This window comes from Caldisericia bacterium (assembly GCA_021158845.1).
GTDB lineage: Bacteria > Caldisericota > Caldisericia > B22-G15 > B22-G15 > B22-G15.
This window is the reverse complement of the sequence record JAGGSY010000032.1, coordinates 1-13,106: the sequence shown is the minus strand read 5'-3', so window position 1 is coordinate 13,106 and position 13,106 is coordinate 1. Positions and strand designations below refer to the sequence as shown.

The 13,106-nt window shown below is 36.7% G+C and carries 13 protein-coding genes; 5 read left to right on the top strand and 8 right to left on the bottom strand.

Annotated features, from left to right (window positions below; all coding sequences use genetic code 11):
* From wecB to J7J33_01240, 3 genes are all read left to right on the top strand, one after another.
* A partial coding sequence (wecB, locus tag J7J33_01250) for a UDP-N-acetylglucosamine 2-epimerase (non-hydrolyzing) (GenBank protein MCD6167920.1) occupies window positions 1-1,080 on the top strand: 1,080 nt, incomplete at its 5' end.
* Window positions 1,067-2,329 carry a UDP-N-acetylglucosamine 1-carboxyvinyltransferase gene (murA, locus tag J7J33_01245; GenBank protein ID MCD6167919.1) on the top strand — a complete coding sequence of 421 codons (1,263 nt, stop codon included), beginning with the start codon at window positions 1,067-1,069 and terminating at the stop codon, window positions 2,327-2,329. The genes wecB and murA, both read left to right, overlap by 14 nt.
* Window positions 2,305-2,781 (top strand): DUF4330 domain-containing protein, encoded by a 477-nt coding sequence (locus tag J7J33_01240; GenBank protein ID MCD6167918.1) that lies wholly within the window; start codon window positions 2,305-2,307, stop codon window positions 2,779-2,781. Before murA ends, J7J33_01240 begins: the two co-directional genes overlap by 25 nt.
* On the opposite strand, the gene nadE is transcribed toward J7J33_01240, so the two are convergent.
* The 7 genes from nadE to J7J33_01205 form a co-directional block, all read right to left on the bottom strand.
* Complete coding sequence (gene nadE / locus J7J33_01235) at window positions 2,778-3,674, bottom strand: NAD(+) synthase (GenBank protein MCD6167917.1); 897 nt, start codon at window positions 3,672-3,674, stop codon at window positions 2,778-2,780. The genes J7J33_01240 and nadE overlap by 4 nt on opposite strands.
* 4 nt (window positions 3,675-3,678) lie before the next feature.
* Window positions 3,679-4,461: an NTP transferase domain-containing protein gene (locus tag J7J33_01230; protein MCD6167916.1), complete on the bottom strand. Its 783-nt coding sequence runs from the start codon at window positions 4,459-4,461 to the stop codon at window positions 3,679-3,681.
* A gap of 4 nt (window positions 4,462-4,465) precedes the next feature.
* Window positions 4,466-6,289, bottom strand: a complete 1,824-nt coding sequence (glmS, locus tag J7J33_01225) for a glutamine--fructose-6-phosphate transaminase (isomerizing) (GenBank protein MCD6167915.1) — start codon at window positions 6,287-6,289, stop codon at window positions 4,466-4,468.
* A 114-nt stretch (window positions 6,290-6,403) separates the two neighbouring features.
* Complete coding sequence (gene glmM / locus J7J33_01220) at window positions 6,404-7,741, bottom strand: phosphoglucosamine mutase (protein MCD6167914.1); 1,338 nt, start codon at window positions 7,739-7,741, stop codon at window positions 6,404-6,406.
* A gap of 130 nt (window positions 7,742-7,871) precedes the next feature.
* A complete protein-coding gene (locus J7J33_01215; protein MCD6167913.1) occupies window positions 7,872-8,657 on the bottom strand; it encodes an ABC transporter permease in 786 nt (261 codons plus the stop codon).
* On the bottom strand, window positions 8,654-9,667 hold the full coding sequence (locus tag J7J33_01210) for an ATP-binding cassette domain-containing protein (GenBank protein MCD6167912.1): 1,014 nt from the start codon (window positions 9,665-9,667) through the stop codon (window positions 8,654-8,656). Before J7J33_01210 ends, J7J33_01215 begins: the two co-directional genes overlap by 4 nt.
* Window positions 9,664-10,173, bottom strand: a complete 510-nt coding sequence (locus tag J7J33_01205; protein MCD6167911.1) for a TetR/AcrR family transcriptional regulator — start codon at window positions 10,171-10,173, stop codon at window positions 9,664-9,666. Before J7J33_01205 ends, J7J33_01210 begins: the two co-directional genes overlap by 4 nt.
* 116 nt (window positions 10,174-10,289) lie before the next feature.
* Between J7J33_01205 and lspA the strand changes: the two genes are divergently transcribed.
* Window positions 10,290-10,715, top strand: a complete 426-nt coding sequence (gene lspA / locus J7J33_01200; GenBank protein MCD6167910.1) for a signal peptidase II — start codon at window positions 10,290-10,292, stop codon at window positions 10,713-10,715.
* Window positions 10,697-11,611 (top strand): RluA family pseudouridine synthase, encoded by a 915-nt coding sequence (locus J7J33_01195; protein ID MCD6167909.1) that lies wholly within the window; start codon window positions 10,697-10,699, stop codon window positions 11,609-11,611. Before lspA ends, J7J33_01195 begins: the two co-directional genes overlap by 19 nt.
* Here J7J33_01195 and J7J33_01190 read toward each other — a convergent pair.
* Window positions 11,582-13,106 (bottom strand): CTP synthase (locus tag J7J33_01190; protein ID MCD6167908.1); only part of this gene is annotated, 1,525 nt, incomplete at its 5' end. The genes J7J33_01195 and J7J33_01190 overlap by 30 nt on opposite strands.

The window sequence follows — 13,106 nt, the reverse complement described above, 5'->3', positions numbered from 1 at the left end:
GTATTTGGAACAAGACCAGAGGTTATAAAGCTCTTTCCTCTAATAAAAATTATGAAAGAGGAGGATATTGAATTAAAAATAATCTTTACAGGACAGCATAGAGAAATGGCTGAAGATCTATTTCCAATTTTTCAAATATCTCCAGATTATTCACTAAATATCATGAAGGAAAGGCAGACACTATCGGATATAACAGAGAGAATACTTGAGAGATTGGATAAAATTTTAATAAAAGAGAAGTTTGACATTGTTGTGGTTCAAGGAGATACAACAACAACTTTTGTATCTTCCCTTGTCTCCTTCTATCATAAAATTCCCATTGCCCATGTGGAGGCAGGTTTAAGAACACATAACAGATACTTCCCATTTCCCGAAGAGATGAATAGAACCCTTGTTGGTAAGCTTGCAACTCTGCACTTCGCTCCAACAGAAACAGCCAAAGAGAATCTATTAAGAGAAGGAGTGGACGAGAAAAATATATTTGTCACAGGAAATACCATTGTTGATGCTGTAATGGAAATTCTTAAAATAGATAAGCCTCTTCCCTTCAAAATCCCTGAAGATAGAAAGTTGATAGTTGTTACTGCCCATAGGAGAGAGAGTTGGGATGAGGGACTTAAAAATATAGCACTCTCTATAAAAGAGATAGCACTTAAATTCCCAGAAGAGGTATACTTTGTTTTCCCATTGCATAAGAATCCTGTAGTCAGAGAAAAAATTGTTCCCATAATTTCTAATTTAAGTAATGTAAAAATTGTAGAACCTCTAAATTATGTAGACTTCATACATCTAATTAAAAGAAGTTTCCTTATCTTGTCAGATTCTGGCGGAATACAGGAAGAGATACCCACCCTTGGAAAACCTATGCTTCTTTTAAGGAATGAAACAGAAAGACCCGAAGCAATTGAAAGTGGATTTGTTTTTCTTGTGGGAACTAAAAGAGAAAGGATCGTTGATGAAGCTACAAGAATTATAAAAGATGGATGGAAACCCAAGGTTAAAAACAATCCCTTTGGCGATGGCAAGGCATCTGAAAGAATATTAAAGATAATAAAGGAGTATCTATATGGAAATATATAGAATAGAAGGTGGAAACAGACTTAAAGGTGAGGTGATAGCACAGGGGTCAAAAAATGGAGCACTTCCTCTTATCTCAGCAAGTCTTCTCACTGATGAACCTGTCTATATAAGAAATGTTCCAAGACTACTTGATGTGGGAACCCTCATTGAGGTGATAAGAGGGATAGGTGTAAAAGCAAAACATCTAAAGGATGGGACAGTAAGTATAGAGGCTGGAAATTTAAACTGGGAAATCACTGATGAAAAGGCAAGCAGAATAAGAGGAAGTATAACCCTCGTAGGTTCCCTTCTTTCCCGTATTGGAAAGGTAAGACTCCCTTTCCCTGGGGGATGCCATATAGGATCAAGACCAATAGATCTTCATATAAAGGGATTTAAGGCACTTGGAGCAGATGTTAGAGCTCTTGGCACTCTAATAGAGGGAGAGGCAAAGAAGATGAGAGGAGCAAAGATATATCTTGATTATCCATCTGTTGGAGCCACAGAAAACATACTGCTTGCCTCTGTCTTTGCAAAGGGAGAAACTGTTATTGAAAATGCCGCACAGGAGCCAGAAGTGGTTGAACTTGCAAACTTCTTAAACTCAATGGGTGGAAAGATAGAAGGGGCAGGTACAAAATGTATAAGAGTGGAGGGAGTAAAAAAACTTCATGGCACAGATTTTACTCTATCTCCTGATAGAGTTGAGATTGGAACATTTATGATAGGAGCTGCCATTACAGGAGGAGATATAACTATAAAACCGGTCATATTTGAGCATATAATACCCCTTGTATTTAAGTTGAGGGAAATTGGAGTCAATATAAAAATAGAGAATGGAAAGATCTTAAGAGTAATAGCTAAAAAGAGACCTAAAAAGTTTGAGATAAGAACAATGCCTTTTCCTGGATTTCCCACAGATCTACAATCTCAAATGCTTGCTCTTGCAACAATAGCTGAAGGAGTCAGTCTTATTACAGAGACTGTATTTGAAAATAGGTTTATGGTTGTTCCTGAATTGAGAAAGATGGGTGCGAAGATAAGAGTGGAGGGGAGAACTGCATTTGTAGAAGGGGTTACGAAACTAATAGGAACAGAGGTAACTGCCACTGATCTTAGAGCTGGTGCAGCACTTGTCCTTGCAGGATTAAGAGCAGAGGGAGAGACTATAATAAAGAAGATATATCACATTGAAAGAGGTTACTACAATTTGCATGAAAAAATCAGACAATTAGGAGGAAAGATATGGAAAGAAACAATAAACTTTTAAAGTTCAAACTATTTGGATTATTCAACATCTTTGACATATTAGTATTTATACTTATTCTTGCTGTTGGACTTTACTTTCTAAAACCCATGTTTTTGAAAAAAGAGGTGACTCTAAATAACTACATCATCACTATGAAATTAACACAGATATCCCCAGAAATTGCAAAGGCAGTAAAGAAGGGAGACAGAATAGTAGACAAATCTGGAAGATGCTTTGGAAGCATAATAGAGGAGCCAAAGGTTGAACCCTCTAAAAAATTGGTGGAAACCTCAGATGGAAGAGTGGTTATTGCTGAAGAGCCTGTTATTGTAGATGTCACCGTTAAATTCACATTTAAGTCAAGAAATCTGAAGTATGGGAAGGATTACTTTAAAATAGGTAAAATACTCACTTTAGAGTCAGATTACTGGACAATTGAAGGAGTTGTAATTGATATTGAAAGGAAGGGCTAATCAAGTGAGGGTGGAAGAGATCTCATATGTAGTGAATCTTCCATTGCCTCTTTAAGGATTTTAATCTTTTCCACATCAAGATTCACAATTTTTGCTATTTCTGCTGGATTCTCTCCTTTTGTAAGTCTTACAAGCACCCTATCAACCACTTCGTATGACATACCCATGGCAAATTCATCTGTAATGCCAGGGATTAAATCTGGAGATGGTGGTCTATTAATTATTTCATCTGGTACACCAAGTCTTTCAGCAAGTTTGAAGACCTGTGTTTTAAAGAGATGGGCAATGGGATCTAAATCTACTGCAGAATCTCCATACTTAACAAAGAATCCAAGGAGTTTTTCAGTTTTATTACATGTACCCACGACAAGCAGGTTTTTTAGTTCTGCATAGTAGTAAAGTGTAACCATCCTTATTCTATGTTTTATTCTATGATATGCAATACCTTTCAAAAACCACTTATCTTCTAATAACTCTTCAGGAACCTTTAACCCAAGAAAGAAGGGAGATTTTTTAAATCTCTTTGTATAATCATTGTAAAACTTCCTCGTAATATTCTCCCTCATCTTTCTTGTGGGAAGCAACCAATAGGGTAGTTCCCTATAAATTCCAAATTTTGAAAGTATCGGAGAGATATTTATAATTTTGTATGATACATCATTCTCCTCTAATAGAGAGAGTGCAAGAGAAATACTTTCCTTTTCAGTATCTCTATCTGGCAAAATTAATGCAAGTATCTTTTCTTTTGGAACTGCCTTTAAAAGTAACTTCAATACAACACCAGAATCCACCCCTCCACTCACCCCCAATATAACTCCACTCCTTCCAAATTTATCCAGATAAGTTTTTATAAATCTGGTTATTTTTTCTATTTCAGCTTCCTCATTAAACATTAACTCAAGGGGTAGTTCCCTCATCTTTTATTTTCTCCATTATCTTTCTTACAAAAATTAAGTCCTCTTTCTTGTCTACATCAATAGCAATTTCAGGAAAAGGTATTGGAACAGCTCTTCCCCTAAGCTCTGTAATATCACACACAACAACCTCACAATCTTTCAATGTTGCAAGATGAAATAGAGCTTTAATCATAAAAGATATTGGAAACAGGGATGCCATTTTGATAGGAGATTTCCTTGCCTTAAGGAGTTTATACCCAAAATTTATGGCAGAGGGATAGAGTTCTCTTCTTATGGGAAGAATATTTCCAATCTTGTAATACCCCCCTTTGAGTTTCCAGTAAGTTCTCTTTGTCCCTGGGAATTTCTTCTCCACATCTCTCTTTTTATTAACGAGAACATATAGATAGCACCCTTTTTCAAAATTCTCACAAAACTCAAAAGTTTTTGTGTATATCTGGGAAGTAATCAATGGGACATCTATAGGCACAAAGACAGAATACTCATACTTTGCAATCTTATAAACATTTTCAATATTTTTCATAAAACTTCCACTGTCTTCCAAAAATACATCCACCCTTTTTCTAATATCCTCAGAAAAAATTTCAGATTTCCCAATAAGTATAATCCTCTTTATCTGAGGCGTATCCTTTAATGCATCTATTATCCAATCAATCATCCTTTTTCCAGCAATATCAAGGAGTGCCTTGTGAGGCACTCCTTCTTCTTTAACCCAGTCTTCAAGTTTATCCTGTCCACCAAGAACAACTGCCTCTATCTCCATCTTTCTACTCCACAGTTACCGATTTAGCAAGATTTCTTGGTTTATCCACATCTAATCCTCTCATATCTGCAGTGAAATAGGCAATAAGTTGTAGTGGTATAACTGAAAGGATCGGTGCAAGATATCTGTGAACCTTAGGAATGGTAATTGTTTCGTCTGAAATCTCTTTTATCTCATCAAAGTCTTCTCTGGAAATGGAAAACACCTTTCCTTCCCTTGCCTTAACTTCCTTTATGTTTGATACCATCTTCTCCACAATCCTTTCATCCGTTGTTATAGCAAAGGTTGGGACACTCTTTTCAATGAGAGCAAGGGGACCATGTTTTAATTCACCTGCTGGATATCCCTCTGCATGAATATAGGAAATCTCTTTTAACTTTAGCGCTCCCTCAAGAGCAGTAGGGTAATCAAGGAGTCTTCCTATGTAGAATACACTTCTTAAATTTACCAACTTCTCTGCTATCCTCTTTGCCTCTTCATCCTTTTTAAGAACATCTTGAGCGAGATTACCTATCCTTAAAATATCCTCAACAAGTCTTTCCTCAAAATCATAACTTATAGCTCCGTGAAGTTTACCTATATATATTGAGAGAAGTAAAAGCACAAGAATCTGAGCAACATACGCCTTTGTTGAAGCAACAGCTATCTCTGGTCCAGCATATATATAGAGAACCTCATCAGACTCCCTTGCCACAGTGCTACCAACAACATTTACAATTCCAAGAGTCTTTGCTCCCTTTTTCTTGCCAAGTCTTAAAGATGCAATGGTATCAGCAGTTTCTCCAGACTGAGATACAAGAATCAACAGAGAATCTTTACCAACATTCGGGTTTTCATACCTGAATTCAGAGGCAACCTCACATCTAACAGGAATGTGGAGAATATCCTCAAGAAAATACTTTCCTATCATTCCTGCATGATAGGCAGTTCCACAGGCAACAAGAAAGATGTTTTTAATATCATTAAAGAAATGGGGATCTCTTATTTCTGGAAGAAAGACTCTCCCATTTTTAATTCTTCCCCTTATTGCCTCCTTTAAAACCTCTCCTTCCTCCATTATTTCTTTAAGCATAAAATGCTTATAACCTTTCTTCTCTGATTGTTCAAGATTCCACGAAACTTCAAGTATGCTCTTGTTAAGTTTCTCTCCATCAAGGTTAAACACATCTACTTTATCTTTTTTAATAACTGCCACTTCCCCATCTTCCATGATTATGACCTTTTTCGTGTATGGAAGTAGCGCAGGGATATCAGAAGCAAGAAAATTTCCATCCTCGCCTATACCTATTATCAGTGGAGAATCCTTTCTCACAGCAATTATTTTGTCTGGCTCTTTCTTTGAAAATATAGCAAGAGCGAAAGAACCCTCAAGTTTTCTTACTGCTTCCAGAACTGAAGAGAGTAAATCTCCATTGTAGTATTCCTCTATAAGATGAGGAACAACTTCAGTATCTGTCTCAGAAGTAAACCTGTGTTCCTTATTTATAAGTTCTTTCTTTATCTCATCAAAGTTTTCTATTATTCCGTTATGCACAACGACAATCTCTCCACTGCAGTCAGTATGAGGATGTGCATTGTAGTCTGATGGAATTCCATGTGTTGCCCATCTTGTATGTCCTATACCAAGATAAAAATTCTTATCTGTGTATGTCCCGTTAATCTTTTTCTCAAGGTCTTTTATTCTTCCCTTGGTTCTCTTTATATAGATGTCTTCACCAAGAAGGGCTACTCCTGCAGAATCATACCCTCTGTATTCAAGTCTTTTTAAACTATCAAGGATTATGGGGAGAGTCTCTCTATCTCCAATATAACCAACTATGCCACACATAAATTTCCTCCTCGTGCCTGACCTTCCCTTTGTCCCACAGGTTACCCCATGGTTTTGAGGAAGATCTTTAGGGAGGGCACACTCCCTGGGGGCATCCGCCGAATACCTCGATTTTCACCCCTTAAAGGGGTAACCCCCTTCCTCGTCACCCAGATTCATCTGGGCCAGGCGCTTCTTTAGAGACTCTTCAAGCAAACTCGCAATAGTCTCTGTTTCCTCTTCCTTTTCTCCTTCCACCATGATTCTAATTAAATTCTCTGTACCAGATGGCCTAACAAGAACTCTTCCTCTTCCATTTAATTTCTTATTCCATAGCATCACCTCCCTTAAAAATTCCTCGTCCTTCATAATCAACTCTTTATTCTTAACCTCTACATTTCTTAACACCTGAGGAAATTTAACAAACTCTTCTGTGAGTAGAGATAGAGGCTTATTCTCTCTTAACATCGCTGATAAGATTAAAAGGGATGTTATTATTCCATCTCCAGTTTTACCTTGTGGAAGATATATTATGTGTCCGGATTGCTCTCCTCCAAGGGGAGAGTTCGTCTCAAGCATTTTATATAAAACATTCCTATCACCCACAGGAACCTCGTAGAAAGATATATTGTATTTTTTAAGAAGAGACCTCAAACCAAAATTACTCATTACAGTAATTACTATACTCCTAAGGTTAAGATACTTGGAAAGAATAAACATTATTTCATCGCCATCAACAATCTTCCCCTCTTCATCAATGGCTATTACTCTATCACCATCACCATCAAAGGTAAAGCCAACATCAGCACCTATTTCCAACAATTTCTCTGATAGGAATTTTGGATTTGTTGAACCACAATTAACATTTATCCTTTCCCCGTCCGGCTCTTCATTGAATAGATAAACTTCTGCCTTAAGTTTATTAAATATCTCACCTACTACAGTAGCTGTTGCACCAAATGCTGCATCAATTGCAATCTTAATACCTGAAAGATTTATCCTGTTCATGGATAGAATCTTATTAATATAAATTTCTTTTGCTTTAGTGAAATCAAGAAGTCTCCCACCTTTTCCAACAGGAAGAGGTCTTTCCTCCTCCATTAACCTTTCAATCTCTTCCTCCTCAGATTCTTTAAGCTTAAATCCTTCTTTTGAAAAGAATTTTATTCCATTATACTCAATGGGATTGTGAGAGGCAGAAATCATTGCTCCCCCACTTTTTCCATTTGTGGAGAGAATAAGAGATACTGCCGGGGTTGGGAGTATTCCCATCCTATAAGCATTGACTCCAGTGGATAAAATTCCAGATATAAGAGCTGTCTCAAGCATATCTGATGAAAGTCTTGGATCCTTTGCAATAACTATATCACCGTCAAAAAACAAACCAGCAGCTCTCCCAACTTTTAGAGCAAGTTCGGAGGTTAAGTCCTTATTTGCTATACCCCTTATTCCATCGGTTCCAAAGTGTTTCATGATTTAATTTCGTAGGAGTAGGTGACAGTAGCTCCAACAAACTCCATTCCACCATTCCAGGTTAACTCAAAATGGTGCATAAACTCCTCTCCTTTCTTTTCAGGTTACCTAATAAATTATAACATACAGATTAATCACTTGTCAGACGCTTAAACACATAGTATGATAGAAAGGCTACAATTAAATCAAAAATTAGTATGATGATAACACCTGGTAGGATTGATGAAAATTCCCAGCCCTTTATAGTAAGTGTCCTTATAGGATCCACAGCATAGGAAAGTGGATTAATCTTTGCAATAACTGATAACCAGTCCGGCATAGCTTTGGACGGGAATAAAGCTGTGCTTGAGAACATTAGTGGGAGAGTCATAAAGTTTATAATAGCCGTAAGTGTCTCAATGGTTTTAATGGTTGAAGAAAGAATTAGAGATATTCCAGAGAAGATGAAGGAGAAAAGCATGGAAATCAAAATTATCAGAAGCACACCAAGGAATCCAGAAGCAAATCTAACACCAAGAATATACGCGAAAAACAATATTATTGCAGACTGGAGTGCCCCCTGAATTGAAGCTGAAAGTGTCTTCCCAAAAGGAATGGATGCTCTCTTTATTGGAGCAGCAAGGAGTTTGTCCAGATATCCTATTCTTCTATCCCAGATTATGCTTGTTCCTGCAAAGATACCACTAAATAGAGATGTCATTATTACAATTCCTGGGGTCATAAAGGAAAGGTAATTACCTGTGCCAAACAATTGTGAAGCAAAGGGGTTATTGGTTATCTTGCTCATGGTGTTTCCCATCAACGCAAGCCAGATAACAGGCTGTATCATTGTTAAAATTATTCTCGTCTTCTGTCTGAAATACTTTATAAGTTCCCTTTTGCATATTGTAAATGTATCCAAAACTAATCCCATCATCTTCTTATCCTCCTCATCATTATTCTTCTTCTTACATGATCCTCCTTAGTTGCTTCCTCATCTCTTATTCTTCTACCTGTAAAATGGAGGTAAACATCGTCAAGGGTTGGCCTCTTAAGCCTTATGGATGTAATCTCAACACCCTTCTCCTTTGAAATTTCAAATATCTTTGGAATCAGCCTATCCCCATTCTGAGAAACTATAATCTGAAAAATTCCTCTCGGCAATTTTCTAACATCTTTAACCGTTGGAAGCTCCTTTACAGCAGTCAAAAACTCTTCTATTGCATTTGTATAATTTAGAGTAAAGGTAATTATGTCCCCTCCTATCAATTCCTTTAGTTTTCCCGGTTTATCAAGAGCCTTTATCTCCCCATGATCAATTATAGCCACCCTATCACACAACTCATCCGCCTCCTCCATATAATGGGTGGTCAAAAATATCGTCATCTTGTGATTATCTCTAAGTTTAACTATATAATCCCAAATAGTCACCCTTGTTTGAACATCAAGGCCAAGGGTTGGTTCGTCAAGAAAAAGAATCTTTGGCCTGTGTATCAATGCACAGGCAATATCCAGCCTCTTTCTCATGCCTCCTGAGTAAAAAGAGACAAGATCCTTTCTCCTCTCGTACAAACCAAACATTTTAAGAAGTTCCATACCTCTCTCAAGGTATTCCTTTTCTGGTATATGGTATAGAGAAGCTTGAATCCTCAAATTCTCCTCCCCTGTGAGATTATCATCAACTCCTGTTTCCTGAGATGCATATCCAATAAGCTTTCTAACTTCAAAAGGATTTTCTTTAACATTTATACCATTCACAAAAACCTCTCCCTCTGTTGGTTTCAGTAAACCTATTATGGTTTTTATGGTGGTAGTTTTTCCTGCTCCATTGGGACCAAGGAATCCAAATATCTCACCTTCATTTATGGAAAAGGTGATTCCTTTTACTGCTTCAGTTCCATTTTTATAGGTCTTTTTTAAAGATGTAACCTTGATTATTTCCTTCATAGTTCCTCCTCTATCAATTTCTTAAAAATTTTATAAAACTTCTCATCTGTTGAGGGATCTTTCCTCGCCTGTAGAACTATAATTTCCCCTATAAACTGGGAGAGATAATCATCCTCAATGTTAAACATAGATTTCACAATTTTATTTAGAATATCCCTCCTTTTAAATGATCTAAAGGGTCTCTCTCCCTTTGCTATAAGAGAGATCATTATTTCCTTAAAGGATTTCTCATGTAGGATTAAAAACTCTCTAACAGCAGCAAGAATGATTTTAACCTTTTCTTCATCACTTCTACAGTTACTAACTCTTGTCTCAAGATCCTTTAAGAACTTATTAAAGTTCTCCTTCATTATCATGAGAGAGAGATTCTCTTTAGAACCAAAAAGGTTGTATAGGGTACCTATAGAGACCCCTGATAGTTTTGCAATCTCTCTCATATTCATGCCGCTGTATCCCTTTTTTAGAAAAATCTCCTTGGCAACTTGAAATATCTCTTCTTTTTTCATGAACATTGTTCATTATATTATATAAAAGGATTTTGTCAAGTTAACCATAAGTAACCTACTGATAATTAAAAAGATTCTTAAGTGCAAAATATGATATATTTATAAGGATGACTGCCTTGATTGTTTTTATAGTATTGGTTTCTCTGGACAGAATATCCAAATATCTTATAATTAAAAACCTCTCATATGGAGAAACAATTAAATTGTTTGGTAATTTTCTAAAAATCACCAGGGTTGAGAATCCTGGAGGTATATTCGGGTTCTTTCCAAGAGGTAAGGTCTTCTTTCTTGGACTATCAATAGTTGCCATAGGGGTTTTACTATTTTTTATCCTAAGGTATCTAAAGAAGGATCCGTTTATAACTATTATTCTTACAGTCTTACTTTCAGGGGTGATTGGGAATTTCCTTGATAGGGTTATATATGGTTCAGTAATAGACTTCATCCATGTCCTTGATTTTCCTGTCTTTAACCTCTCAGATTCCTACATCACAATTGGTATAATCATTGCAATTTTCTACCTATGGAAGAAAGGCATTTAACATTTAGAATAAGAGAAGAGGGAGAGAGACTTGATTCCTTCCTCACGAGGCAAATGCATAGAGTAAGCAGAAGCTATGTTCAGGAACTTATAAAATCTGGTAAGGTTCTTGTGAATGGGGAGGTGAAGAACAAACCCTCCTATAAAATAAAGAGAGATGAAATAGTAGAGGTAATTATACCCTCTCCAAGAAAACTTGATGTTGAGCCTGAAGACCTTCCCATAGAGATTGTATATGAGGATAAGGATATAATAGTGGTCAACAAACCTCAAGGAATGCTAACACATCCTGTTGGAAGACAGAGAACAGGAACTCTTGTTAACGCACTTCTCTTTCACTCAAAGGATCTATCTGGTATTGGAGGTGTATTAAGACCTGGAATTGTTCACAGACTTGATAGAGATACATCTGGACTCTTGATTGTGGCAAAGAATGATTTTTCGCATAGAATTCTTTCAAGAAATCTAAAAGAGAGGAAGATAAAGAGAATTTACTGGACTCTCGTGAAGGGAGAAGTCTCTGAAGATGAGGGAGAGATTGAGATACCGCTACTTAAGGGATTCACAGGTAAAAAATTGGTTACTCCCTCCTTAAGAGGAAAGGAGGCATTTACATACTTTAAGGTTATAGAAAGATTTAAGGGATACACACTTCTTGAAGTTTCCTTAAAAACTGGAAGAACTCATCAGATAAGAGTACATCTCTCATATATTGGCTATCCTATAGTGGGCGATAAAATGTATGGGGTCTCAGAGTTTAATTTAAAAGGTCAACTCCTCCATGCTAAAAAAATTGTATTTACACATCCACGGACAAAAGAACTTATGAGTTTTGAGACCCCTCTGCCAGACTATTTTAGAAGTGTTTTAGAGATGCTTGAGAAAAGAGACAAATAGAGGATTTGGGTTGAGTGGTTTGGAGGAGAACTCTGGATGGAACTGAACACCTATAAAGAATGGATGGTTCTTAACCTCCACTATTTCAACCTCTCCCTGTCTTGACCTTCCAGATACATCCATCTCATAGTCCTTTAAGACGTTAAGATATGAGAGATTAAATGTGTATCTATGTCTGTGTCTTTCTCTAATAACCTTTGTTTTATATATCTTTTCAGCCAAACTTCCCTCCTCTATGATAATCTCTCCTTCTCCTAACCTCATAGTTCCCCCAAGCATTTCAATCTCTCTTTGGGAGGAAAGTAAATCTATAACAGGATGACTTGTATCCTTGTCAAACTCTGTAGAGTGTGCATCCTTCCATCCAACTCTATTTCTGAAAAACTCTATTATAATTATCTGAAGACCAAGACATATTCCAAGAAGGGGAATTTTATTCTCTCTTGCATATTTCACACTCATAATCATTCCCTCTATCCCTCTCTTTCCAAAACCACCTGGAATTATGATTCCGTGGGTATCCTTTGGAATTTCTTTTCCCTTCTCAATCTCCTCAGAGGAAATCCATTCAATCTCTGGATCAATCCCTACCTTTGCTCCTGCATGAAGTATAGCTTCTTCAAGTGATATATAAGAATCCTTCAAAGTTACATATTTACCAATTATTCCGACCTTCTTTTTTTCTCTTCCTCTCTTTAAAGATGCTGTAAATTTAATCCACTCTGACAAATCCACTCTTTTACCATTAAAGCCAAGCTCATGAAGAGTATCATTGATACCTGACTTGAGCAGATGTTCTGGAACAAAATATGGAGAAGATAAATTCTCTACCCCAAATATATTTTTAATTGGTATTCCAAGATACTTGGAGATTTTCTTCTTCTCTTCCTCACCAACCTTCATCTTAGATCTTAAGAAAAGGACATCGGGGTGAATTCCTATACTTCTAAGCTCCTTAACAGAATGTTGTGTGGGTTTTGTTTTAAACTCCCTGGTGGTTTCAAGATATGGAACATATGTAACATGAAAGAAACAGGAATCTTCCTCTCCTTTAAACTCAAATGCTGCTTCAAGGAAAGGGAGAGACTCTATATCACCAACAGTTCCCCCAATCTCAACTATAACGACATCACTCTCCTCTCTCTCTCCAACAAGTCTAATTCTTTCCTTTATTTCGTGAGTAAGATGGGGAATAACCTGAATGGTCTGTCCAAGAAAATCTCCTCTCCTTTCCTTCTCAATTATACTTTTATACAGATTACCACTTGTAACATTGTTTATCCTTGTCATATTCTTATTTAAAAATCTTTCATAGTGTCCAATATCCAGATCTACCTCACCCCCATCTGCCGTTACAAAAACCTCACCATGTTGATATGGATTCATGGAACCTGCATCCACATTTAAATAGGGATCGAATTTTAGCATTGAGACCTTTTTACCCATACTCTTTAATATAAGTCCAATGGATGAAGCAATTATCCCTTTACCAAGG